The sequence below is a fragment of the Sphingomonas sp. 320_CC genome, assembly GCF_059691795.1.
Map to the genome: position 1 here is coordinate 452,262 of NZ_JCAWAE010000003.1, position 23,041 is coordinate 475,302.

The 23,041-nt window shown below is 65.9% G+C and carries 20 protein-coding genes; 12 read left to right on the plus strand and 8 right to left on the minus strand.

The genetic code is table 11. From position 1 onward, the window contains the following. Positions 1 to 43: 43 nt before the first annotated feature. The 3 genes from gcvPA (at position 44) to AC59GX_RS13550 (ending at position 3,808) form a co-directional block, all read left to right on the plus strand. Entirely contained in the window at positions 44 to 1,402 is a 1,359-nt protein-coding gene (gene gcvPA / locus AC59GX_RS13540; RefSeq protein WP_426281375.1) for an aminomethyl-transferring glycine dehydrogenase subunit GcvPA, read from the plus strand. Continuing rightward, positions 1,399 to 3,060, plus strand: coding sequence for an aminomethyl-transferring glycine dehydrogenase subunit GcvPB (gene gcvPB / locus AC59GX_RS13545; RefSeq protein WP_426281374.1), 1,662 nt, complete (start codon positions 1,399 to 1,401; stop codon positions 3,058 to 3,060). Before gcvPA ends, gcvPB begins: the two co-directional genes overlap by 4 nt. 223 nt (positions 3,061 to 3,283) lie before the next feature. Next, complete coding sequence (locus AC59GX_RS13550) at positions 3,284 to 3,808, plus strand: CcdC protein domain-containing protein (RefSeq protein ID WP_497301889.1); 525 nt, start codon at positions 3,284 to 3,286, stop codon at positions 3,806 to 3,808. 153 nt (positions 3,809 to 3,961) lie between these two features. On the opposite strand, the gene AC59GX_RS13555 is transcribed toward AC59GX_RS13550, so the two are convergent. Beyond that, positions 3,962 to 4,855 carry a DMT family transporter gene (locus AC59GX_RS13555; RefSeq protein WP_426281371.1) on the minus strand — a complete coding sequence of 298 codons (894 nt, stop codon included), beginning with the start codon at positions 4,853 to 4,855 and terminating at the stop codon, positions 3,962 to 3,964. A gap of 86 nt (positions 4,856 to 4,941) precedes the next feature. Here AC59GX_RS13555 and AC59GX_RS13560 point away from each other — a divergent pair, with 86 nt between their 5' ends. Both AC59GX_RS13560 and AC59GX_RS13565 read left to right on the plus strand, forming a co-directional pair. Next, a complete protein-coding gene (locus AC59GX_RS13560; protein ID WP_426281370.1) occupies positions 4,942 to 6,477 on the plus strand; it encodes an aminoacyl--tRNA ligase-related protein in 1,536 nt (511 codons plus the stop codon). Positions 6,478 to 6,655: 178 nt separating this feature from the next. Further along, on the plus strand, positions 6,656 to 7,015 hold the full coding sequence (locus AC59GX_RS13565; protein WP_426281369.1) for a VOC family protein: 360 nt from the start codon (positions 6,656 to 6,658) through the stop codon (positions 7,013 to 7,015). 275 nt (positions 7,016 to 7,290) lie between these two features. Here the strand turns inward: AC59GX_RS13565 and AC59GX_RS13570 are convergent, their stop codons facing one another. Next, positions 7,291 to 8,361, minus strand: a complete 1,071-nt coding sequence (locus tag AC59GX_RS13570) for a PA0069 family radical SAM protein (RefSeq protein WP_426281368.1) — start codon at positions 8,359 to 8,361, stop codon at positions 7,291 to 7,293. A gap of 43 nt (positions 8,362 to 8,404) precedes the next feature. Then, the gene (locus AC59GX_RS13575) at positions 8,405 to 9,097 is read right to left on the minus strand and encodes an outer membrane protein (protein WP_426281367.1); all 693 of its coding nucleotides are present in this window, start codon (positions 9,095 to 9,097) and stop codon (positions 8,405 to 8,407) included. A gap of 169 nt (positions 9,098 to 9,266) precedes the next feature. Here AC59GX_RS13575 and AC59GX_RS13580 point away from each other — a divergent pair, with 169 nt between their 5' ends. After that, positions 9,267 to 9,449, plus strand: coding sequence for a hypothetical protein (locus AC59GX_RS13580; protein WP_056057360.1), 183 nt, complete (start codon positions 9,267 to 9,269; stop codon positions 9,447 to 9,449). A 60-nt stretch (positions 9,450 to 9,509) separates the two neighbouring features. Here the strand turns inward: AC59GX_RS13580 and AC59GX_RS13585 are convergent, their stop codons facing one another. From AC59GX_RS13585 to AC59GX_RS13600, 4 genes are all read right to left on the minus strand, one after another. After that, entirely contained in the window at positions 9,510 to 9,755 is a 246-nt protein-coding gene (locus tag AC59GX_RS13585) for a hypothetical protein (RefSeq protein ID WP_426281366.1), read from the minus strand. Between the two features lie 311 nt (positions 9,756 to 10,066). Beyond that, positions 10,067 to 10,594, minus strand: a complete 528-nt coding sequence (moaB, locus tag AC59GX_RS13590) for a molybdenum cofactor biosynthesis protein B (RefSeq protein WP_056057366.1) — start codon at positions 10,592 to 10,594, stop codon at positions 10,067 to 10,069. Positions 10,595 to 10,599: 5 nt separating this feature from the next. Beyond that, positions 10,600 to 12,471: a lytic transglycosylase domain-containing protein gene (locus AC59GX_RS13595; RefSeq protein WP_497301893.1), complete on the minus strand. Its 1,872-nt coding sequence runs from the start codon at positions 12,469 to 12,471 to the stop codon at positions 10,600 to 10,602. Then, positions 12,468 to 13,250, minus strand: coding sequence for a uracil-DNA glycosylase (locus AC59GX_RS13600; RefSeq protein ID WP_426281363.1), 783 nt, complete (start codon positions 13,248 to 13,250; stop codon positions 12,468 to 12,470). Before AC59GX_RS13600 ends, AC59GX_RS13595 begins: the two co-directional genes overlap by 4 nt. A gap of 139 nt (positions 13,251 to 13,389) precedes the next feature. On the opposite strand from AC59GX_RS13600, the gene AC59GX_RS13605 reads away from it, so the two are divergent. From AC59GX_RS13605 to AC59GX_RS13630, 6 genes are all read left to right on the plus strand, one after another. Further along, positions 13,390 to 15,051 (plus strand): electron transfer flavoprotein-ubiquinone oxidoreductase, encoded by a 1,662-nt coding sequence (locus AC59GX_RS13605; protein WP_426281842.1) that lies wholly within the window; start codon positions 13,390 to 13,392, stop codon positions 15,049 to 15,051. Between the two features lie 136 nt (positions 15,052 to 15,187). After that, positions 15,188 to 16,465: a tetratricopeptide repeat protein gene (locus AC59GX_RS13610; protein WP_497301895.1), complete on the plus strand. Its 1,278-nt coding sequence runs from the start codon at positions 15,188 to 15,190 to the stop codon at positions 16,463 to 16,465. Positions 16,466 to 16,792: 327 nt separating this feature from the next. Then, positions 16,793 to 17,737 (plus strand): 4-(cytidine 5'-diphospho)-2-C-methyl-D-erythritol kinase, encoded by a 945-nt coding sequence (locus AC59GX_RS13615; RefSeq protein ID WP_426281359.1) that lies wholly within the window; start codon positions 16,793 to 16,795, stop codon positions 17,735 to 17,737. Positions 17,738 to 18,336: 599 nt separating this feature from the next. Beyond that, a complete protein-coding gene (gene recA / locus AC59GX_RS13620; protein ID WP_056047175.1) occupies positions 18,337 to 19,410 on the plus strand; it encodes a recombinase RecA in 1,074 nt (357 codons plus the stop codon). A 517-nt stretch (positions 19,411 to 19,927) separates the two neighbouring features. Next, complete coding sequence (locus tag AC59GX_RS13625) at positions 19,928 to 20,764, plus strand: class I SAM-dependent methyltransferase (protein WP_426281358.1); 837 nt, start codon at positions 19,928 to 19,930, stop codon at positions 20,762 to 20,764. Positions 20,765 to 20,782: 18 nt separating this feature from the next. After that, entirely contained in the window at positions 20,783 to 21,406 is a 624-nt protein-coding gene (locus tag AC59GX_RS13630; protein ID WP_426281356.1) for a glutathione S-transferase family protein, read from the plus strand. 228 nt (positions 21,407 to 21,634) lie between these two features. Here the strand turns inward: AC59GX_RS13630 and AC59GX_RS13635 are convergent, their stop codons facing one another. Continuing rightward, the gene (locus AC59GX_RS13635) at positions 21,635 to 22,972 is read right to left on the minus strand and encodes a dicarboxylate/amino acid:cation symporter (RefSeq protein ID WP_426281355.1); all 1,338 of its coding nucleotides are present in this window, start codon (positions 22,970 to 22,972) and stop codon (positions 21,635 to 21,637) included. Positions 22,973 to 23,041: the final 69 nt, after the last annotated feature.

The following is a 23,041-nucleotide window of genomic DNA, read 5'->3' on the forward strand; positions in this document are numbered from 1 at the left end:
CCTCCCCCGACCCCTCCCGTGAACGGGAGGGGAGGAGACTAGAATGCGCTACCTTCCCCTGACCCAGCCCGACCGTGCGGAAATGCTCGCCGTCATCGGTGCCTCGACCATCGACGACCTCTTCGTCGACGTCCCCGAAGCCGCCCGCCTCGACGGCCCGGTCCGCGACCTGCCGATGCACGCCTCCGAAATGGCGGTCGAACGCCACATGTCGGCGCTCGCGAAAAAGAACCTCACCGCGGGCGAAGCGCCGTTCTTCCTCGGCTGCGGCGCTTACAAGCACCACGTCCCGGCGTCGGTCGACCACCTGATCCAGCGCGGCGAGTTCCTCACCGCGTACACGCCGTACCAGCCCGAAATCGCGCAGGGCACGCTGCAGATGCTGTTCGAGTTCCAGACTCAGGTCGCGCGGCTGCTTGGCACCGACGTCGCCAACGCCTCGATGTACGACGGCTCGACCGCGTGCTGGGAAGCGATCGTGATGGCTAGGCGCATCACCAAGCGGGGCAGGGCGATCCTGTCGTCGGGTCTCCACCCGCATTACGTCTCGGTCGCGAACACGATGGCCAAGTTCACCGGCGACGTGCTCGACACGACCGCGCCCGAATTGGTCGCCGACATGGACCTCGACCAGCTGATCGCGAAGATCGACGACGATACGTCGTGCGTCGTCGTCCAGTACCCCGACATCCTCGGCCGCATCGCCGACCTGCGCCCGCTCGCGGATGCGTGCCACGCGAAGAAGGCGCTGCTGATCGCGGTCGTCACCGAGCCGGTCGCCTTGGGCGCGATCACTTCGCCTGGCGAGATGGACGCGGACATCGTCGTCGGCGAAGGCCAGTCGCTTGGCGTCGGCCTCCAGTTCGGCGGGCCTTACGTCGGCCTGTTTGGTTGCAAGGACAAATACGTCCGCCAGATGCCCGGTCGCCTTTGCGGCGAGACCGTCGACGCGGACGGCCGCCGCGGTTTCGTCCTCACGCTGTCGACCCGCGAGCAGCACATCCGCCGCGAAAAGGCGACGTCGAACATCTGCACCAACTCCGGCCTCTGCGCGCTGGCGTTCTCGATCCACATGACGCTGCTCGGCGAAGCCGGTCTGCGCCAATTGGCCGAAGTGAACCACGCAGGCGCAGTATCCGCCGCCGAGCGCCTGTCGCAGATCCCCGGCGTCGAACTCGTCAACGACAGCTTCTTCAACGAGTTCACGCTGAAGTTGCCCGTCGAAGCCCGCCCCGTGGTCCGCACGCTAGCCGATCGCGGTATCCTCGCCGGCGTGTCGCTCGGCCGTCTTTACCCCGGGCAGGACGCCCTTGCGAACGGCCTCGTCGTCGCCGTGACGGAAACGACCACCGCGGAGGACGTCGAAACGCTTGCGTCCGCACTCCAGGAGATACTGGCATGAGCATCAACCAGAGCGGCTGGCGCCCGACCTCGCCGGAGCAGAATACGAGTAACGTCCCCGCATCGGTAACCGGCAACAAGGCCCTGATGCTGGAAGAAGCGCTGATCTTCGAGATCGGCGACGCGCACACCACCGGCGTAGATTTCGCTGCTCCCTCTCCCCTCCGGGGAGAGGGTCGGGGTGAGGGGCAGCCAAGCAATGCTGCACCCGGAACAGCCCCTCACCCAACCCTCTCCCCGGAGGGGAGAGGGCTAAGCCGCTTGGCCGGCCTGTCGCGCACCGCACCGATCGGCCTCCCCGGTCTTTCCGAACCGGAAACCGTTCGCCACTACACGCGCCTCTCACGCCAGAACTACGGCATCGACCTCGGCTTCTTCCCGCTCGGCTCGTGCACCATGAAGCACAATCCGCGCCTCAACGAGAAGATGGCGCGGCTGCCCGGGTTCTCCGACGTCCACCCGCTCCAGCCGGTCGACACCGTGCAGGGCGCGCTCGAAGTCATCCACCAGCTCGCGCACTGGCTCGTCACGCTCACCGGCATGACCTCGGTCGCGATGAGCCCCAAGGCGGGCGCACACGGCGAGCTCTGCGGCATCCTCGCGATCCGCGCCGCACTCGAAGCCAAGGGCGAAGGCGCGCGGAAGATCATCCTCGTCCCCGAGAGCGCACACGGCACCAACCCCGCCACCGCAGCCTTCGCCGGCTATAGCGTCGAGGACATCCCCGCCACCGCCGAAGGCCGCGTCGACACCGCCGCGCTAAAGGCCCGGCTCGGCCCCGACGTCGCCGGCGTGATGATCACCAACCCCAACACCTGCGGCCTGTTCGAGCGCGACATGCGCGAGATCTCCGATGCGGTGCACGCGGCGGGCGGCTTCGTCTATTGCGACGGCGCGAACTTCAACGCGATCGTCGGCCGCGTCCGGCCAGGCGATCTCGGCATCGACGCGATGCACATCAACCTGCACAAGACCTTCTCGACCCCGCACGGCGGCGGCGGCCCAGGCTCGGGTCCGGTCGTGTTCTCGGAAGCTTTGACCCCCTACGCACCGCTCCCGTTCGTCGAGAATCAGGACGGCCAGTTCGTCCTCGTCGAGGAAGAAACCGCAGGCGAACATCACGCCGGTAGCTTCGGCCGCATGGTCGCGTTCCATGGCCAGATGGGTATGTTCACGCGCGCGCTGACCTACATCCTCAGCCACGGCGCGGACGGCCTGCGCCAGGTGTCGGAGGATGCAGTGCTCAACGCGAACTACATCCTGCGCAGCCTCGACGACACGCTCGACGCACCGTTCGGTCCGTCGGGGCCGTGCATGCACGAGGCGCTGTTCTCGGACTCGGGCCTCGCCGCGGGCTTCTCGACGATCGACATCGCGAAGGGCCTGATCGACGAGGGTTTCCACCCGATGACGATGTATTTCCCGCTCGTCGTCCACGGCGCGATGCTGGTCGAGCCGACCGAGACCGAATCGAAGGCGGCGCTCGACCAGTTCATCGCCGCACTCCGCTCGGTCGCCGAACGCGCGAAAGCCGGCGACCCCAGCCTAAAGACCGCCCCCCACTTCGCCCCCCGCGCCCGCCTCGACGAGACGCTCGCGGCACGCAAGCCGGTGCTGGTCTGGAAGGACCCGGCTCCGCTGGCGCAGGCGGCGGAGTAAGGGAAGCAGGTGATATTCGGGATGTGACGCTTCCACCCGAAGAATAATACCACCCCGGCGAAGGCCGGGGTCCAATTGGGAGACGCTGCTAAGGGATGGCGGCGTGTCGTTATTGCCACCTATCCAATTGAGCCCCGGCCTCCGCCGGGGTGGCAGTTCAAAAATGCCGCCTCTTTTACCTCGGCTGTATTGCTGCCATGCTACACCAACTGAAGGTGATCGCGTGGGGGACGCAATGCAGGCGCCCGAAGCACAAGGCTGGATCAGCTACGCGATCACCGCGGTCATTATCGGCATCGTCTTCGCGGTTCGCTGGCGCCGCATGAGCGTGGTGAAGCCGCTCAGGCTCGAACGCCTCTGGGTTTTCCCCGCGCTCTACGCCGCCGTCGCGCTCTACATGTTCGTGATGTACCCCCCGCACGGCCTCGCCTGGCTGTTCTGCGCGCTGGCCCTGGTCATGGGCGCAGTGCTCGGCTGGCAGCGCGGCAAGCTCATGCGGATCACGATCGATCCCGACAGCCACGCGCTCAACATGACGTCGTCCCCGGCAGCGGTGCTGTTCATCGTAGCGATCGTCGCAGTCCGAACCGGCGCGCGCGCGGTGATCGGCGACGGCCACGCGCTCCATCTAGATGCCTTCGCGATCACCGACATGCTGGTCGCGCTGGCGCTCGGCCTGTTCACTACGCAGCGCATCGAGATGTACCTGCGCGCGAAGCGGATGCTGGAGACAGCGCGGGTTAGATAGCGCGCTACGTGCTGATCCTCCCCCGCTAGGGGGAGGTGGCTGGCTCTTGCCAGACGGAGGGGGAGGTAAGGAGCCACGTTGGTTCCGTATCCTCCCCCTCCGTCACCTTCGGCGACACCTCCCCCTGGCGGGGGAGGATCGAGGGGTTCGCCATCAAGCAACCGCCTGCTCCGTCTCTTCCCGCCGTCGCACATGCTCCCGCCACACGATATACAACCCGCTCGCCACGATGACCGGCGCCCCGACCCAGGTCGCCTTCGCCGGCAGCGTGTCGAACACCAGCCACCCCAGCAACGTCGCCCAGAGCAAACTCGAATAATCCATCGGCACCACCACCGACACCGGCCCGAGCCGCAACGACGTCGTCATCGCGATCTGCGCCAGCCCGCCGAAGGTCCCGACGCTCGCCAGACACACCCACGCGACCAGATCATGCGACTGCGCCGCTCGCCCGTAGAACAGCGACAGCGGGAGCAACGAAAGCGCCGAGAACCAGAACACCGTCGTCAGCGCGCTCTCGGTCTTGCCGATCTGCCGCAACAGGATCGACACGCTCGCCGTCCCGAACGCCCCCGCCAGCGCACACCCGGCGCCCCACAACGGAAAGTGATCCCCGCCCGGCTGCGCGACGATCAACACCCCCGCAAAGCCAGTGGCCACTGCCGCCCAGCGATGCCACCCGGTCGGCTCGCGCAACACCAGCGCCCCCAGGATCGTCGCGAACACCGGCACCGTGAACCCGATCGTCGTCGCCTCCGCGAGCGGCAACGCGACGATCCCGTTGAAGGTAAATGCCATCGCCGACAGTCCGACGATCGCCCGCACGACATGCGCCGGCATCCGCTTGGTCGCGATCGAAGGCAGGCCCGGCCCCACGACGATCACCGCCGACACCAGCAGACACGCGCCGAACTGCCGGAAGAACAGGATTTCCGACACACTGGCGCCGTGCCGCTCGGCCAGCTTGATCGCGGTATTCATCAGCGCGAAGATCACGACCGACAGCAACCGCATGCCGATGGCGGGAAGGATGCGGTCGGTGGGCATGCGCGACCCCTACGCAAACCACCGCCGCGTCGCCACCCCCGCAACTCACACGTGACGAACACAGCCACACCCGCTATCCGCACCCCATGATAAAGCGCGCACTCCCCGTCACCCGCGAGGCGGATTTTTCCGCCTGGTACCAGGCCGTCATCTCCGAGGCCGATCTCGCCGAGGAATCCGGCGTCCGCGGCTGCATGGTCATCCGCCCCTGGGGCTATGGCATCTGGGAGCGCATCCAGCGCCTGCTCGACGACCGGATCAAGGCGACCGGTCACGAGAACTGCTATTTCCCGCTCTTCATCCCGCTCTCCTACTTCGAGAAGGAGGCCGAGCACGTCGACGGGTTCGCCAAGGAAATGGCCGTGGTCACGCACCACCGCCTCAAGGCCGATGGCTATGGTCGCCTGATCCCCGATCCCGACGCCAAGCTCGAGGAGCCGCTTGTCGTCCGCCCGACCTCCGAAATGGTCATCGGCGCCGCGTTCGCGCGCTGGATCCAGTCGTGGCGCGACCTGCCCGTGCTGATCAACCAATGGGCCAACGTCGTCCGCTGGGAAATGCGCACCCGCATGTTCCTGCGCACCAGCGAGTTCCTCTGGCAGGAAGGCCACACCGCGCACGCGACCGCCGACGAAGCGCGTGACGAGACGCTCAAGATGCTCGAAGTCTATCGCGACTTCGCGGAGGAATGCCTCGGCGTCCACGTCATCGCCGGCGAGAAGCCCGAGAACGAGCGCTTCCCCGGCGCGGTCGCGACCTATTCGATCGAGGCGATGATGCAGGACGGCAAGGCGCTGCAAGCCGGCACCTCACATTTCCTCGGCACCAATTTCGCGTCGGCGCAGAACATCCGCTTCCAGAATGCGGGCGGCGAGTTCGAGCTGTGCAACACCACCAGCTGGGGCGTGTCGACGCGGATGATCGGCGCGGTGATCATGGTCCACGGCGACGACGACGGCCTGCGCGTGCCGCCGATGATCGCGCCGTGGCAGGTCGTGATCGTCCCGATGATGCGCGACGTCCCCGAGGACGCGGCGATCGTCGAGTATTGCAAGTCGCTCCAGGCCGAACTGGCCAAGCAGTCCGCGCTCGGCGAGCCGGTCCGTGCGTTGCTCGACCTCAAGCCCGCCAAGGCCGCAACCAAGCGCTGGGGCTGGGTCAAGAAGGGCGCCCCGATCGTGATCGAGGTCGGCGGGCGCGACATGGCGGGCGGCAACGTCACCGTGATCCGCCGCGACCGGCTTTACCGTGAGGACGGCAAGCTCGACAGCGTCGCCACACCGCGCGACGCGTTCGTCGGCGAGGTCTCGGGCATGCTGGCCGAAGTGCAGGCGACGCTCCACGTCGAGTCGATGAACCGCGTGAAGGGCAATATCGTCCCCGCCAACGACTTCGCCGCAGTCGAGGCGCATTTTGCGGACGGCGTGAAGAACCCCGGCTGGGTCGACGTGCGCTGGTCGAAGCCGACGGGGGCGGCACTCGACAAGGTCGTCGAGCGTCTCAAGGCGCTCAAGCTCACGATCCGCAACGCACCGATGGGGCAAACCGGGTGCGACGATGGCGCCTGCATCTTCACTGGCGATCCCGCGGTGGAACGCATCCTGATCGGCCGCGCCTACTAGTCGCTGACAAGCTGGGACCGGCGTCACGTCCAAGGCTGCTTACCGGCGCTGTGCCGGAAGTAGCCTTGACACCCGATGCCATAGAGCAACCGAAACGGACCGGTCTGTCGGCTGTGTCGCCATGCTCCGTCTGCTATCATCGCCTTGGCTTTGGCGGGGCGACACTAAGGGGGCGGCTATGGGCGTGACCGGGATCGGCGGCTTCTTCTTCCGGGCAAAGGACCCGGAGGCGATACGTGCCTGGTATGTCGAGCATCTCGGTGTCGGCTCAGTGCCCTATGGATCGTGGGAGACGCAGGCCGGACCCAGCGTCTTCACGCCGTTCGCGGTCGACGCCGATTATTTCCCCGCGGATCGCCCGTGGATGCTCAATCTTCGCGTCAACGACCTCGACGGCCTGATCGCAACGCTCCGCGCGGCCGGGATTGCGGTGATCGCCAATCCCGAGTGGGACATGCCCGGCTTCGGCCGTTTCGCCCGCATCCACGATCCGGAAGGCAACCCGATCGAACTCTGGCAACCCGAGGGCGCTGCATGAGGACGATAAGCGCTAAGTTGGTCTGACGAGCTGCCGGGTTCGTGGCGTACTAGAACTCGACCGGGCGAGCGCCAAGACTTCCCCCCTCCCTGAAAGGGAGGGGCCGGGGGTGGGTTGGCCCAATTGAGCCATGACGGTTCGGACGCGCGGAAGCTGACCCACCCCCAACCCCTCCCTTCCAGGGGAGGGGAGCAGAACGGCACGTCTGACCCGCGTGGGGGATAGCGCGGGGATCGCCCGCCGAGCCATCTACCGCGCATCCGCCAAGCCTTCGCTCAAAACAACTCCCCCTGCGGCCCCCTCGGCGCCCGGAACAGATCACTCCGCAACGCTACCCGCTCCCGGTTCAACCCGTGCTTTGCGCACGCAATCCGGAACCGTGTCCCGAGCAAGTCCGCCCAAGGCCCTTGCCCTTGCATTCGCGTGAAGAAGTTCGGATCGTTATCCTTGCCGCCGCGCAGCGATGCGATCGTCGCCATCACCTTCCCCGCGCGATCCGGAAAATGCTCGTCGAGCCAAGCCCGGAACAGCGGTGCCACCTCATGCGGCAATCGCACCGGAATGAAGAACGCCCGCGTCGCCCCAGCCTCGGCCGCCCGTGCAATCAGATGCTCGATCTCGTGATCGGTGATTGCCGGGATGACCGGCGCGATCGAAACGTAGACCGGCACCCCCGCATCGGCGAGTTTGCGAACTGCCGCCAGCCGCCGCTCCGGATGCGGTGCACGCGGTTCGACGGTCAACGCCACCTTCGGATCGAGCGACGTGATCGACATTGCCACCGCCGCCAGCCCCTTCGCCGCCATCGGCGCGAGCAAGTCGATATCGCGCACCACGCGGTCCGACTTGGTGGTGATCGTCAACGGATGATCCGTCTCGCTGAGCACCTCGATAATACCGCGCGTGATCCGCCAGTCGGTCTCGATCGGCTGGTACGGATCGGTGTTCGTCCCCAACGCCATCGGTGCGACGGCATAGCCGGGCTTCGACAATTCGGCTCGCAGCAAGCCAGCCGCAGACGATTTAGCAAACAGCTTGCTCTCGAAATCGAGCCCCGGCGACAAATCATGAAACGCATGGCTCGGCCGCGCGAAGCAGTAGATGCAGCCGTGCTCGCATCCGCGATATGGATTGATCGAGCGGTCGAACGGCACGTCGGGCGACGCGTTGCGGCTTATGATCGTGCGCGGGGTCTCGACTGTCACCGTCGTCCGAAGTTTCGGCGCGATCCCGTCGATTCCCTCGCGCATGTCCAGCCAGTCGCCATCTGCTTCGGTCTGCGGCAGATTGAACCGCCGGCTCTCGCTATTTAGCGTCGCACCACGAACCGGACGGGCCTGTTTCATGACTTGAAACTAAGCGCCGCCCGGGAACATAGCAAGAACGAAATCAGAAGCGAACGCCGAGCCCCGCAACTACCTGATGCCGGCTGAAATCCAGGCTGGCCTTGTCGGTGCCGTCGGTGATCTCGTAGCCGTTATAGTCGGTGTAGACATATTCGAGCTTGCCGTAGAAATTGCGCCCGAATGCGGTCTGCACGCCTGCGCCGGCATGGAAACCGCTCAGATTGTCCGACACGCGGAAATTGTCCTGGGGAAAGTCACGGTCCGAATAGCCGATGCGGATCTGGCCGTTCGAATAGCCGCCCTTGATGTACAACACCGTGTTGGGGTTCAGCAGGAAGCCGCCGCGTACGCCTGCCGTCAGGTTGCGGCCGGGGGTAAGGCACGTTTCCGGCCCGTTGCCGGGGAAGCACTGCTCGACGCTCGATCCCTCGATGCCGCCATAGACGCCCAGCATCATGTCGGTGTTCACGACCATGTCGTAGCCGAGTTCGCCACCATAGGTGACGCCGCTCTTCCCCTCGCGCACGCTAGCCGAATCGTCCGCGGTCTCGACGTTCAATTCGGTGATCACGCGGTCGTACCCGATGCGCGGCTCGGCACGAAAGCCGCTGACGCCGTCGGTTGCGCCGTAGCCCGGTCCGGCATCGCGACCGAAATCCCGCCCGGTGTCGGACTGTGCGAACGCAGGCGCCGCCGGCGTTGCGGCGAGTGCCGCGATAAGCATGAACTTGTACATTCGACGATGTCCCCTTTGGACCGGCCCCCTGGCCGATCCCACGCCGGGTTCATGGATTCGACGTGCCTTCCAGACGGTTAATTCGGTAGTGAAACATTCGTTTTCGATCTGTTTGCACCGGTGCGAAAGATCGCTCGCAGAGGTGCGGCAGAGCGCCTAGGGCAGAGAGATGACGGAGCAGATCACCACGGTGGAACGCGCCTTCGAGTTAGCAAGATCGGGTGCGTGCAACTCGGTCAACGACTTGCGCCAACGGTTGCGGCGCGAGGGGTATGACGCGGTGCATCTCCATCTGCACGGGGCTTCGATCAACAAACAGCTCGTCGACCTGATCCACGCCGCCAAGGGCTGACCGTCTGGTCGTGCATACGCCGCAACGCGGCCCGCCACCCGGCGAGCCGCGTCGCGCCGGTCACTTCTGTGCAAGCTCGATCGACTTCGGCATGTTCAATCCGGCTTCTGACCATTGCGCGGCGGTCTGGCAGGTTTTTCGTCCGATTAGGCTTCCGGTCACAGCGGGTTCGGTCAGGCAATATTGGTGGGTCTTCGCATCGTATTTGAGGACCGTCTGCTGAGGGCGGGCAGGTGCTGCAAAGGCGGGCGCGCTGGCGACGAGTACGGTGGCGAGGGCCAGGCTCTTCAGGATCATCGAGGTCATGGTAGCGTCCTTCAGTAGTTGAGACGCGCCCGGCTGGGCGGTATCTCGACTACTGCATCGACCGTGCCAGTTAGGTAACACAGCAGCACACAGCGGTGAAGGTGTTCAGTCAGCAAGATATTTTCGCCAGTTCCTGACGCAGTTCCGGTCCGTTCTGACTGGTGGGATGCGCCACAACTTGGCAAAAATTGCAGCAAATTGGGAAGGGCGGTATTCGGCGCCCGCCGCTCTTTCGCACGCCAGGCAGGGGGGCAGCAGCTAGCCGGGGACGGGACGGCAGGGGAGTTACCAGCACCCCTCGAGCAAGAGGCTCAGCGCTCCAGCAGCCGCGGCATTAGCTCGACGAAGTTGCAGGGGCGGTGGCGGCTGTCGAGCTGGTCGCGCAGGATGCCGTCCCAGCCGTCCTTCACCGCGCCGGTCGAGCCGGGCAGCGCGAATATGTAGGTGCCGTGCGACACGCAGGCGCACGCGCGCGACTGGACGGTCGAGGTGCCAATCGTCTGGTAGCTGAGCATCCGGAAGAGCTCGCCGAACCCCGGAATCATCTTCTCGGCGACCTGCTCCACAGCTTCGGGCGTCACGTCGCGCCCGGTCACGCCGGTGCCGCCGGTGGTGATGATGCAGTCTACCTCCGGATCGCCGATCCACGCGTGCAGGCGGGACACGATCGTCTCGACGTCGTCCTTCTCGATCCGGCGGTCGGCGAGAACGTGGCCCGCTTCGGTCAGACGCGCGACCAACGTATCGCCCGAGCGATCCTCGGCAAGGCCACGCGTGTCCGACACGGTCAGCACGGCGATCCGGACCGGCAGGAACGTCCGGCTTTCATCGATCGGCATGAAACTCAGTCCGCGCGCGTGACAGTGGTGGATTGCGGACCGACGCTGGCATTCACCGCGACGGTGGCATTCAAGGGCGCCGTGCTGGCACGATATTGCGTGTACGGCTTGGCCGCCAGCCGCACCGCGGTCGCACCCGGCAGGCCGGGGAAGCGGGGCCACATGCCTTGCGCCAGTGCATTGCGGCTGGTCGACGCCTTCTTGCCGCCCTGCGCCTCGTACATCCAGTAATTGCGCAGCACGGTGGTGACGTAGCCGCGCGTCTCCCAATACGGAATGCTCTCGATATACATCAGCGGATCGCCGTTATCGTGGACGATCGCGTTCCAGTCGCCGACCGGGCGCGGGCCTGCATTATACGCTGCGATCACCTTCGGCAGCAGCCCGCCGGTGACGCCCGCCATGTCGCGCAGCCGCTCGAGATGGCGCTGACCGACATCCATGTTGGTGCTCGGCTTGGTCAGCGCCTTCACGTCGATCGAGGTGCCACGCTCACGCGCGAAGTCGGTCGCGGCGGCGGGCATGATCTGCATCAGGCCATACGCGCCGGCCGGGCTCTTGATCGTGTTGCGGAACCGCGATTCCTCGAGCGTGTGCGCGTAGACCAGCGCCTTGTCGATGTGCCAGCCGCTGTCGGGCGTCCAGTTCGGCGTCGGATATCGCGCCTCGGCGGTCGACGTGACCCCCTGCGGGCAGTTGTGCGCGAGCCAGACGGTCGTCGCGGGCAGGCTCAGCGCTTCCGCCACCCGGACCAGGTTGGCGAACTCGCGCGGATCGCCGATCTTCGCCTGCTGGCGGATGACGGTATCGGCCAGGTCGGTCTCGCCAACCTCGACCAGTGCCGCCGCGACGCGGACGTTCGGACGCTTGCCGACGACCTTCCAGTCGCTGGCCACGAGCCCGCCGACCGACGTGCCCTTGTCCTTCATCGCCAATTGCTGGCGCGCGAGCTGGCCGTAGAAGCTCTCGCCGAACTGTGCCGCGGCCTTCAGCCGGCCCTCGATCTTGTCGGGGCGCGAGCAGACCATGTCCGCGCGCGACGCCCAGTACAGTGCCGCCGCACGCAGATCGACGTCGCCAGCGCGTGCCGCGACGCCCTCGAACCCGGTCTCGGCATTCGCGCAATCATTCTGCCGCCACGCCGACAGCGCGCCGACCCAGCGACCCTGCACCGCCCAGTCGCCGACGCCGTCCTGTGCCTTCGCCGCCATCACGCGCGCGTTCACGTCGTCGCCTTGGAGGAAATAGATCCACGCGATCTTCTGCTGCCACTCGGTCAGCGCCTCGGGAGTGAGCCCCGGCGTACTCTCGAGCAGCGACTGTGCCTCGCGGCCCATGTCCGCCTTCACGTAGGGCTGCATCTTCAGCGCCAGATCGGCGGCGATCATGTCGCCCTGCAGGCTCTTGGCGCGGACGCGACGCGGCGCGCCGTCCTGCCAGATCAGCCGCTGAGCTGCGGGCAGGGGAGGGAGGTCGACCGCGCCGCGGGTCGTCGCGAGGCGCGAGATCTGCGCGGCTTCGGGCAGTTCGGGCGCTTCGTTAAGCAGCGCGACCAGCGGCTCCATCTCGACGCGCGGCGAGCCCTTCGCCGTATACATCTCTGCGCGCGCGATCGCGTGCAGCGGGCCGGGCTTCATCGTGTCGAGCCCGATCTGCGCGTCGGTCCACTTGCCGTCGCGGATCGCCGCGAACACCGTCTTGTAGGCCTCGCGCTGGCTGGCATCGAGCTGGTCGGGAATCTGTTCGATCGTCGGTGCGCCGATCAACTGCGTCGTGCCGAGCCGCGCATTACCGCCCGGCTCATCGGCAACGGTTGCCGCCAGAGCCGGAAGGGGGAGGGCGCTCAGCCCCAGAATGATAGCCAGAGTCCGAATCATCTCACACCCTCTTGCGACGTCAGTCCGCGCATCAGCATCTGCAAATCCTTCCAGGCCTCGGCCTTGGCCGCGGGCTTCTCGATCAGAAACCGCGGATGAAAGCTCGCGACCACGCCCGTCTCGTCGGAAGCTTCGTCAGACGCCGAACCGGACCCCGTTTGTCCGGTCTTATGGTTAAATCCGTGTAAACGCCCACGCGCGGCCTGTAATTCCATCCCGAGGATCGCACGGCTCGCCGCATTGCCGAGCAGCAGCAGCCGCTTGGACGCAACCAACCCGATGTGATGCTTGGCGATTTCCGACAGCCGGGCCTCGACCTCGCTCTGGATCCGCCCCGCCGTCGGCCGCTTCGCGCAGACCGCCGCGAGATGCACTTCGTCGCGCGTCAGTCCGATCGCCGCGAGCATCTTGTCGAGCAGCCGTCCCGATGCGCCACTCAACAACGCGCCCGCATCGCCGTCGTCGCGGTCGGGGCAATCGACAAGCACCATGACCGTAGCGTCAGCCGGACCTACGGCAGCGAGCGAAACCCCGCTCCAGTCCGCCTCGGGAACCTCCGCACTGCTCCGCCAGGCCAGGAAATCGGCCAGCAAAAGCGGCATGGCGGACGGTGCCACGACCGGCGCAGCGGGTGCAACGGCCGGTACGACAAGCGGCTCAGGTGCCGCAAACCAGTCGCGCGGGACGTCGTCGACCAGCGTGTCGACGCCAGCCTCGTGCCACCAGTCGAGCGCGCTCGCCGCTGTATTTCGCCAGTCGATGGTTTGGTCCGCCCCCACGGAGTAACCTATGCTGCACGGTTGACGTGGCGGTCAACTCAGGCAATCGCCATAATGGACAAGACGGTGCCCGCCCGAGCCCGAACGAAGGGTGGGGCGCAATGCTGAGGCAAGAGGGGACATCCCCCGGGAGACGATGATGACGACACGTGAATCGATGCCGTACGACGTGGTGATCGTCGGCGCTGGCCCGGCCGGTCTCTCGGCGGCGATCCGCCTGAAACAGCTGGCGGCCGAGAAGGACGCCGAGATCAGCGTCTGCGTGCTCGAAAAGGGCTCCGAAGTAGGCGCGCACATCCTGTCGGGCGCGGTCATCGATCCCAAGTCTCTCGACGAACTGCTGCCGAACTGGCGCGAGGACGGCTGCCCGCTCGCCGAGGTGCCGGTGACCGAGAACCATCACTGGATCCTGACCAAGACGAAGAAGAGCGAGATGCCGCACTTCGTCACGCCCTCGTTCATGCACAACAAGGGCACCTATACCGGCTCGCTCGGCAACCTCTGCCGCTGGCTCGCGGGCAAGGCGGAGGAGCTAGGCGTCGAGATCTTCCCGGGGTTCGCCGCGGCGGAAATCCTGTTCAACGACGACGGCTCGGTCAAGGGCGTCGCGACCGGCGACATGGGCGTCGCGCGCGATGGCACGCACAAGGGCGACTACACGCCCGGCCTCGAACTCCACGCCAAATACACCTTCTTCTCGGAAGGCTGCCGCGGGCACCTCACCAAGGAACTGATCCGCAATTTCGCGCTCGACAAGGACAGCGATCCGCAGGTCTACGGCCTCGGCATCAAGGAGCTGTGGGACATCGATCCCGAACTCCACGTCCCCGGCCGCGTCATCCATACGCAGGGCTGGCCGCTGTCCGAGACCGACGGCTCGAACGGCGGCGGCTGGATCTATCACCAGGCGAACGGCCAGGTCTCGATCGGCTTCGTCACGTGGCTGAACTATACCAACCCGTATCTCTCGCCGTTCAGCGAGATGCAGCGCTGGAAGACGCATCCCGAGATCGCCGCGCTGCTGAAGGGCGCCAAGCGGGTCAGCTACGGCGCGCGTGCGATCAGCGATGGCGGGCTCCAGTCGATCCCCAAGCTCGTGATGCCCGGCGCCGCGCTCATCGGCGACAGCGCCGGCTTCCTCAACGTGCCGCGGATCAAGGGCACGCATACCGCGATGAAGTCCGGCATGATGGCCGCCGAGGCCGCGGTCGAGGCGATCGTCTCGCAGCGTGGCCATGACGAGCTCGCCGCCTATCCCGAGGCGTTCGAGAAGTCGTGGGTCAAGAAGGAGCTGTCGGTCGTCCGCAACGTCGCGCCGCTGGTCAAGAAGTTCGGCGACCTGGTCGGTTCGGGGCTCGCCGGCATCACGATGTGGGCCGAGCATCTGGGGATCAAGATGCCCTTCACGATGCACCACCACCCCGACAACGAAAGCCTGTGGCGCAAGGATCTGGTCAAGCCGATCGTCTATCCGAAGGCCGATGGCGTCCTCACCTTCGATCGCCTCTCGTCGGTGTTCGTCTCGAACACCAACCACGAGGAGGACCAGCCGGTCCACCTGACGCTCAAGGACGCGAGCGTGCCGATCGAATACAACCTGCCGATGTACGACGAGCCCGCGCAACGCTATTGCCCGGCCGGCGTTTACGAAGTCGTCGGCGAGGACACGGCCGATCCGAAGTTCGTCATCAACGCGCAGAACTGCGTCCACTGCAAGACCTGCGACATCAAAGACCCCACCCAGAACATCAACTGGGTCGTACCCGAGGGCGGCGGAGGCCCCAATTATCCCAACATGTAAGCGTCTGTTTATCGCACTCGGTCTCGCCGCGGCGGCGCCCGCCACGGCGGCGCCGGCCGACCTTTCCGCCTATCTGAAGGCCCGCGCCGCCGATGCTGCCGGCGAGACTGGCCTGGCCGCCGCCAGCTACGCTAGGGTGCTGGCGGCATCGCCCGACGATCCCGTCGTCGCGATCCGCGCCTATCGCGAGGCGCTGGAGGCCGGCGACGTGCCGCTCGCGACCCGCGCCGTCGCGGTGCTGAACAAGGCCGGCGTAGCCCCCGCCGACGCCGCGCTGATCCCGCTCTCCGACGCTGCACGACGGGGCGATGCGAAGGCCGCGAGCGCTGCGATCTCCACGTTGTCGAGCGGTCCCCTCGTGGTCCTGGCACCCTCGCTCTATGCGTGGGTCGCACATGCCGAGGGCCGCGACCCCGAACCCTCGCTAGCGACCGCTGCGAAGGACCCCGTCGCCAACCGCTTCGCCACCGAAACGCGTGCGCTGATCGCCGCGGCACCGCGCAGGCAAACGCTGTCGATCGGCGTCTCGCGCCTGCTCGCCCGCCTCGCCAGCGACCTCAGCGCAGGCGAACCCTCGCCACTCTCGATCGCACTGACCCAGGCAGCACTCCGCGCCGACCCGAGTTACGACGCGGCGCGCGTCCTCCTCGCCGATGCGCTCGCCCGCAACAAGCTGGTCGACCGCGCGCTGGTCGTCCTCGACGCCATCGATGCAAAGAGCCCTTCCTCCCCGGCCGCCGCCGCCGAACGCATCGACATCCTCGCCACCGCCGACCGCAACGGCGAAGCGCTTGCCGCCGCCAAGAACCGCGTCGACCAGAAGGGGTCTGAGCCCGCCGACTGGCAACGCTACGCCGACCTGTTGCTGACCACCGGCAACCCCGCCGAAGCCGCGACCTGGTACCAGCGCATCATCGCTACCGACGGAGCGAAGGGTGGCAGCTGGGGCAACTGGCTGCAATATGGCGGCGCGCTCGACCAGGCCGGCCGCTGGCCCGAAGCGCGCGATGCGCTCGAAAAAGCCGTCGCCCGCGGCCCCGCGCAACCGCTCGCGCTCAACTATCTAGGCTTCGCGCAAGTCGAGCACGGCGACGACATCCCCGCCTCGATCAAGCTGCTGGAACGCGCCAGCCGGATCGACCCGACCAACGCCTCGATCACCGACTCGCTGGGCTGGGCCTATCACCTCTCCGGCAACACCACGCGCGCTCTCCCGCTGCTCGAAACCGCTGCGCAGGCCGAACCCACCAACGCCGAAATCGCCGACCACCTTGGCGACGCCTATTGGAGCACCGGCCGAAACTACGAAGCGCGCTACGCCTGGCGCGCCGCCTTGCTGACTGCCGAACCCGCAGACACGCCGCGCATAACCGCCAAGATCGCCAACGGCCTCCCGCCAAAAGCCCGCCGCTAGAACCGCTCTCCCGCTGGGAGAGGGAAGGGCCTCGCAGGCGTGGGAAGGGTGAGGGCAAGGTGAGCTTACGCCGAAGGGGCCGTTTCGCGAGATCACCACTAATTCCGAGCACCCGCGGAAGTGATCGTGACAACGCCAGCAACTAGCGAGGTGTGCGGCATCCCCTCCCGTCACCCTGACGAAAGTCAGGATCCAGAGCCAAGCACGGCACCAATCGTTACCCTGGATCCTGACTTTCGTCAGGATGACGCGCTTAAACCCGCAGACATCACGCGTATTACGCTAAGCTGCGCTAGACCCCTTCGCCGCCAAACCCCGAGACCCCCAATGCCCGCCATCATCGAACCCGCCCCCGCCAAGATCAACCTGGCCCTCCACGTCCGCTGCCGCCGCCCCGACGGCTACCACGACCTCGAAACGCTCTTCGCCTTCGCCACCGACGGCGACCTGATCACGGTAGCACCCGCCCAAACCAACAGCCTCACCATAACCGGCCCCTTCGCCGCAGCACTCCTCCCCGCCCAAAACACCACCCCGATCCCCAACACCACCCCGGCGAAGGCCGGGGCCCAATTGGAGTCGGACAATGACGAAGCACCGCACTCGTCCAGCGCCACTACAGGCGCCGCCCCCTGGCAAGGCAACCTCGTAACCGCCGCAGCGGACGCCTTCACCACCGCCTTCGCCCCAAACGCCCACCACGCCATAACCCTTGAAAAGCACCTCCCCATCGCCTCAGGCATAGGCGGAGGCTCAGCCGACGCCGCCGCCACGCTCCGCGCGCTGGCCCGCCTCCACGGCATAGCCCGAACCGACCCCCGCCTCCACGAAATCGCCGCAAAGCTCGGCGCAGACGTCCCCGCCTGCCTCGCCAACCGCACCACGCTAGGCACCGGCAAAGGCGACACCCTCACCACCCTCGAAGGCCTGTCCGGCACCCCCCTCCTGCTCGTAAACCCAGGTGTCGCGGTCTCCACCGCCGCCGTCTTCAAGACCTGGGACGGCCACGACCGAGGCCCGATCCCCGAAGGCAATCTTCTCGACCGTGCAAAAGCCGGCCGCAACGACCTAGAACCCCCCGCGCTGACCCTCGCTCCCGTGATCGCCGAAGTCCGCACGCTCCTCGACGCAGCCCAAGGCACCCTCCTGTCGAGAATGTCCGGCTCCGGCGCCACCTGCTTCGCCCTGTTCGAAACCCCCGAAGCCAGAGACACCGCCGCCACCGCCGCCCAAGCCAAAGACTGGTGGATCCTCGCGACAAAGCTCGCCTGATTGATCGTCGCCAAAATGCAGGCATCTGACGGTCGACCACGTCAATTGGCACGACCCGTCATCCTGACGAAAGTCAGGATCCAGGGCGGCAAACGAAACCGCTGGTCACAACCAGTTCTCGACACCATCAACGAGTCGATCGCCGCCAAGCCCGCGCTCGAACAACCAGGACCGTTCTCGACCAAACTCCGCCCGGCGTATTTCGCAACCCCGACGTGTTCGGCACTTATTCCTTCGAACATGTGTAAGTCCGCAGTCGTACGGCACCACGCCCTCGCCTTGTTCTCCCGCGAAGGCGGGAGCCCAGTCTGGATCCCCGCCTTCGCGGGGAGACATGTCTTACTTACGCGCAAGGGACAGCCGCCGCCGTGTTCAGAGGCCAGCGCTCCGCGTACTCAATGGTCGACGAGCGCGGAACGGCGCATGCTCACCAAGCCCCGCATGACTAGGCTTGGCAACCACCCGCGGGCGTTACCAAACGTACACCTTTTTCCGGATTACCTATCGTTCCCCACTTGTTCCAAAAGAACAAAGAGAATACATGGTGTTTGACGCGTTGAATGGCACGCGCGCTTGCTTTAGCGATGGGAGCATATTCGATGGCCGCTAATCTGAAAGTGATCGACACCGGCATGGCAACCGCAACCAACGACCGGCAGAAGGCGCTCGACGCCGCGCTCGCGCAGATCGACCGCGCCTTCGGCAAGGGCTCGGCAATGCGCCTGGGCTCCAAGGAAACCATGCAGGTCGAGGTCATCTCGACCGGCTCGCTCGGGCTCGACATCGCGCTCGGCGTCGGCGGCCTGCCGCGCGGCCGCGTGATCGAGATCTACGGTCCGGAAAGCTCGGGCAAGACCACGCTCGCGCTCCACGTGATCGCCGAAGCGCAGAAGGGCGGCGGCACCGCGGCGTTCGTCGATGCCGAGCACGCGCTCGACCCGGTCTATGCCAAGAAGCTCGGCGTCAACATCGACGAGCTGATTGTGTCGCAGCCCGACACCGGCGAGCAGGCACTCGAGATCGTCGACACGCTGGTCCGTTCGAACGCGATCGACGTGCTCGTCGTTGATTCGGTCGCAGCGCTAGTGCCGCGTGCTGAAATCGAAGGCGAGATGGGCGACAGCCATGTCGGCCTCCAGGCCCGCCTGATGTCGCAGTCGCTGCGGAAACTGACCGGCTCGATCAGCCGCTCGCGCTGCATGGTGATCTTCATCAACCAGCTTCGCATGAAGATCGGTGTCATGTACGGCAACCCGGAGACGACGACCGGCGGCAACGCGCTGAAGTTCTACGCCTCGGTCCGCCTCGACATCCGCCGCATCGGCGCGATCAAGGCAGGCGAAGAGGTCACGGGCAACCAGACCCGCGTGAAGGTCGTCAAGAACAAGGTCGCGCCGCCGTTCAAGCAGGTCGAGTTCGACATCATGTACGGACAGGGCGTCTCCAAGCTCGGCGAGATTCTCGATCTCGGCGTGAAGGCGGGCCTCGTCGAGAAGTCGGGCGCGTGGTTCAGCTACGACAGCGTGCGCCTCGGTCAGGGTCGCGAGAACTCGAAGACCTTCCTCAAGGACAACCCCGAAACCGCCGACCGCCTCGAAAAGCAGATCCGCGCGCGCACCGACAAGGTCGCCGAGGAAATGATGGCCGGCCCCGAAGAAGGCGACGACGCGTAACCCTACTTTCCCTCTCCCTCAGGGGAGAGGGACCCGTTGCCTCCGCAATGGGAGGGTGAGGGCACGCGGGACGTAGTGTCCAGTGCTTGGCTCATGGTGGCCAAGCATGTGCACGGCGGACGGTTCAGACGCGTAGCGAACTGAAACCGTGCCAACCTATCCCTAACACCACCCCGGCGAAGGCCGGGGCCCAGTTGGCATGATGCAGCAATAGAGGCCCGCGCCAGGCCAAGCTCGTTCGAGTCGGCAACTCACATTCGACGTCGAGCCTGCTTCCCCTTGTTCTTATGCTTCCCTGTTCTCACGCGAAGGCGGCAGCCCAGTCTGGATTCCCGTGTTCGCGGGAAACAACGCTAATGATGTCAGTATGCTCGCCTACATCGGACCGCAAAACACCGCGTCACAAATACCGCGCCAGCGTCTGCACTTTGTGCACTTCGGACCCAATGTACCGATTATGTGAGGCCCTCTAGACCGTCCAATCGTCCCCCCGCCCGAGTATGAAACGGATCACCGAATGACCACCGCCTACGACTGGACCGGCAGAATAGGTGACGTCTGGGCAGAGGAATGGCGCCGAACCGACCGCAGCTTCACCAACCTGACCCCGCATTTGAACGCAGCGATCCTTTCCGCCGCCACCCCCCAAACACGCAAGGTCATCGACATAGGCTGCGGCGCCGGCGCGACCTCATTAGCCACCGCGCAAGCGCTCCCGACCGCGCAGATGACTGGCATAGATCTCTCACCCAGCCTGATCGAGATCGCCAGACACCGCGCCAAAACCCAAACCAACGCCAACTTCGAGTGCGCGGACATCATCGCCGCCGCCCCGAACCACGCCCCCATCGACCTCTACGTCTCCCGCCACGGCGTCATGTTCTTCGCAGACCCCGTCGCCGCCCTCACCACTTTGGCCGAAGCCGCCGCCCCAGACGCAACGCTCGTCTTCTCCTGCTTTGCCGACCGCGCCGCCAACCGCTGGGCCACCGAAATCATCACCGCGACCGGTGGCAATGCAGACGCTCCAGCAACCACCGCACCCGGTCCCTTCGCCTTCGCCGACCCGACCTACGTCGCGAGCATCCTCAAGCAATCCGGCTGGCACGTCGCGTCACCCGAGCGTGTCGAATTCGCCTACCGGGCAGGGGAGGGCACCGACCCCGTAGCCGACGCGATCGACTATTTCCGCCGCATCGGTCCAGCAGCCTCCGCCATCCGCGACGCCGCCCCCGAGGAACGCGAGCGCCACATCGCGCGTCTCACCCAGGTCTGCGACCGGTACCGAAGCGGCGACACGGTGGAATTCCCCGCCGCCGCCTGGATCTGGACCGCGCGCAAATCGGCTGATTAGACCAACAGGGGAGCCCGCATGATCATCGTCCACCACCTCGAAAACTCGCGATCGCAGCGGATCCTGTGGATGCTCGAGGAACTCGGACTCCCCTACGAGATCAAGCGCTACGAGCGGAACAAGCAGACGATGCTCGCCCCGCCCGAGCTCAAGCAGGTCCACCCGCTCGGCAAGTCGCCGGTGATCGAGGATGACGGCCAGGTGGTCGCCGAAACCGGCGCGATCGTCGAATATCTCGTCGACAAGGCGGACGGTAAGCTCGGCGCCCCGGCCAACCGCGCCGACGCGCTGCGGTACCGGTTCTGGCTCCACTATGCCGAAGGTTCGATGATGCCGCCGCTGCTGCTGAAGCTCGTGCTCGCGCGCATCCCGATCCTGGGCAAGGCGGCGACCAAGAAGATCCAGCCGATGATCGACGTCCATCTCGACTATGTCGAAGCCGAACTGTCGAAGCGCCCCTGGTTCGCCGGCGCCGAGATGACCGCCGCGGACATCATGATGAGCTTCCCCCTCGAAGCCGCCCGCAGCCGCGGCGGCCTCAACGAGTCCCGCCCCGCGACGATCGCATGGCTGGCAAAGGTTCACGCGCGCCCAGCGTATCAGGCCGGCCTGAAAAAGGGCGGCCCCTACGCCTACGCTTGAGGGCTGCAGATCGGAAACTGCATTGAGGATGAGAACGCAACCCCCCCTAAACACCACCCCAGCGAAGGCCGGGGCCAAGTTGGAAAGGTTGGACTAACGAGGGGCGGCGGTCACCATCGGCGTCTCCCAACTGGACCCCGGCCTTCGCCGGGGAGGTACTTCTTCAGTGGACCGCCAGCATAAAAGGGCATCTTTCAAGGCTCATCGGTTCAACAGCGCCGTCCAACCTCAAACCTGCCCCGGCCCGATCTTCTCGTAACTATCCACGTCCACCCTCGGCCCATGCCCCGTCGGCGCATGCGGAAAATCCCGATCGGCAGGCTCGCGCTCATCGAGCCCACCCTCCCACTTCGCCACCACGGTCGCGGCCACCGCATTCCCGATCACGTTCGTCGCCGAGCGCCCCATGTCGAGGAAATGATCCACCGCCAGGATCAGCAAGATCCCAGCCTCCGGGATCTTGAACATCGACAGCGTCCCCGCGATCACCACCAGCGACGCGCGAGGCACCCCCGCGATCCCCTTCGACGTCACCATCAGCACCAGCAGCATCGCGATCTGCTGCCCGATCGGCATGTGGATGCCGTACGCCTGCGCGATGAACAGCGACGCGAACGTCATGTACATCATCGACCCATCGAGATTGAACGAATAGCCGAGCGGCAGCACGAAGCTCGCGATCCGCGGGGGCACGCCGAACCGGTCGAGCGCCTCCAGCGTCCGCGGATATGCCGCCTCGGACGATGCCGCGGAGAACGCCAGAATCAGCGGATCGCGAATATACCGCACCAGCAACCGCGTCCGCGGACCGATCAGCAGGAACGCAATCCCGATCAGCACCGCCCACAGCAGCGCCAGCCCGATATAGAAGCTCAGCATGAAATAACCGAGCTGGCCGAGGATGGTCGGCCCCCGCTCGGCAAGCGTCGCGGTCACCGCCGCAAACACCGCGAACGGTGCGAACCGCATCACATAGTTGGTGATCTGGAGCATCACCGCGACCAGCGCTTCGATCGCCTTGACCAGCGGCGCGGCCTTCTCGCCGACCGCGGTGATCGCGACGCCGACGAACACCGAGAACACGACGATCTGGAGGATCTCGTTGCCCGCCATCGCCGCGATCATCGAATCGGGGACGATGTGCGTGATGAACTTGGCGAGATCGAACGCCGCGCGGTCGACGCCACTCGACGCGGTCGCCGGCGGGATCGCGAGCGCGAGGCCAACGCCCGGCTGCAACACGTTGACGAGGATCAGGCCCAGCGTGAGCGACAACAGGCTCGCGCAGATGAACCAGCCGAGGCTGCGCAATCCGACCCGCCCGAGCGCACCGGTATCGCCCATGTGCGCGATGCCCACGACCAGCGTCGAGAACACCAGCGGCGCGATGATCATCTTGATCAGCCGCAGGAACAGCGTTGTCACGATCGAGAAATAGCCGGCGATGTCCTTCAGCCGTTCGGCGGACTCGGCCGTGCCGTTGTCGATCGACGCGTTCAGGATCCAGCCGACGACCATCCCCGCGACGAGGCCGAACAAGATGTAATAGGTTAGCCGCTTGGCCATTAATCGCTCCCGAGAAGTGCGGACAGGGAAGGGGATTGCGGCGCCCGGGTCAAGGACCCTATCGTCCGG

Coding starts and splice junctions, on each gene's coding strand:
- gcvPA (WP_426281375.1), top strand. CDS start 44: ATGCGCTACCTTCCCCTGACCCAGCCCGACCGTGCGGAAATGCTCGCC.
- gcvPB (WP_426281374.1), top strand. CDS start 1,399: ATGAGCATCAACCAGAGCGGCTGGCGCCCGACCTCGCCGGAGCAGAAT.
- AC59GX_RS13555 (WP_426281371.1), bottom strand. CDS start 4,855: ATGCCCACCGACCGCATCCTTCCCGCCATCGGCATGCGGTTGCTGTCG.
- AC59GX_RS13560 (WP_426281370.1), top strand. CDS start 4,942: ATGATAAAGCGCGCACTCCCCGTCACCCGCGAGGCGGATTTTTCCGCC.
- AC59GX_RS13565 (WP_426281369.1), top strand. CDS start 6,656: ATGGGCGTGACCGGGATCGGCGGCTTCTTCTTCCGGGCAAAGGACCCG.
- AC59GX_RS13570 (WP_426281368.1), bottom strand. CDS start 8,361: ATGAAACAGGCCCGTCCGGTTCGTGGTGCGACGCTAAATAGCGAGAGC.
- AC59GX_RS13575 (WP_426281367.1), bottom strand. CDS start 9,097: ATGTACAAGTTCATGCTTATCGCGGCACTCGCCGCAACGCCGGCGGCG.
- AC59GX_RS13580 (WP_056057360.1), top strand. CDS start 9,267: ATGACGGAGCAGATCACCACGGTGGAACGCGCCTTCGAGTTAGCAAGA.
- AC59GX_RS13585 (WP_426281366.1), bottom strand. CDS start 9,755: ATGACCTCGATGATCCTGAAGAGCCTGGCCCTCGCCACCGTACTCGTC.
- moaB (WP_056057366.1), bottom strand. CDS start 10,594: ATGCCGATCGATGAAAGCCGGACGTTCCTGCCGGTCCGGATCGCCGTG.
- AC59GX_RS13595 (WP_497301893.1), bottom strand. CDS start 12,471: ATGATTCGGACTCTGGCTATCATTCTGGGGCTGAGCGCCCTCCCCCTT.
- AC59GX_RS13605 (WP_426281842.1), top strand. CDS start 13,390: ATGACGACACGTGAATCGATGCCGTACGACGTGGTGATCGTCGGCGCT.
- AC59GX_RS13615 (WP_426281359.1), top strand. CDS start 16,793: ATGCCCGCCATCATCGAACCCGCCCCCGCCAAGATCAACCTGGCCCTC.
- recA (WP_056047175.1), top strand. CDS start 18,337: ATGGCCGCTAATCTGAAAGTGATCGACACCGGCATGGCAACCGCAACC.
- AC59GX_RS13625 (WP_426281358.1), top strand. CDS start 19,928: ATGACCACCGCCTACGACTGGACCGGCAGAATAGGTGACGTCTGGGCA.
- AC59GX_RS13630 (WP_426281356.1), top strand. CDS start 20,783: ATGATCATCGTCCACCACCTCGAAAACTCGCGATCGCAGCGGATCCTG.
- AC59GX_RS13635 (WP_426281355.1), bottom strand. CDS start 22,972: ATGGCCAAGCGGCTAACCTATTACATCTTGTTCGGCCTCGTCGCGGGG.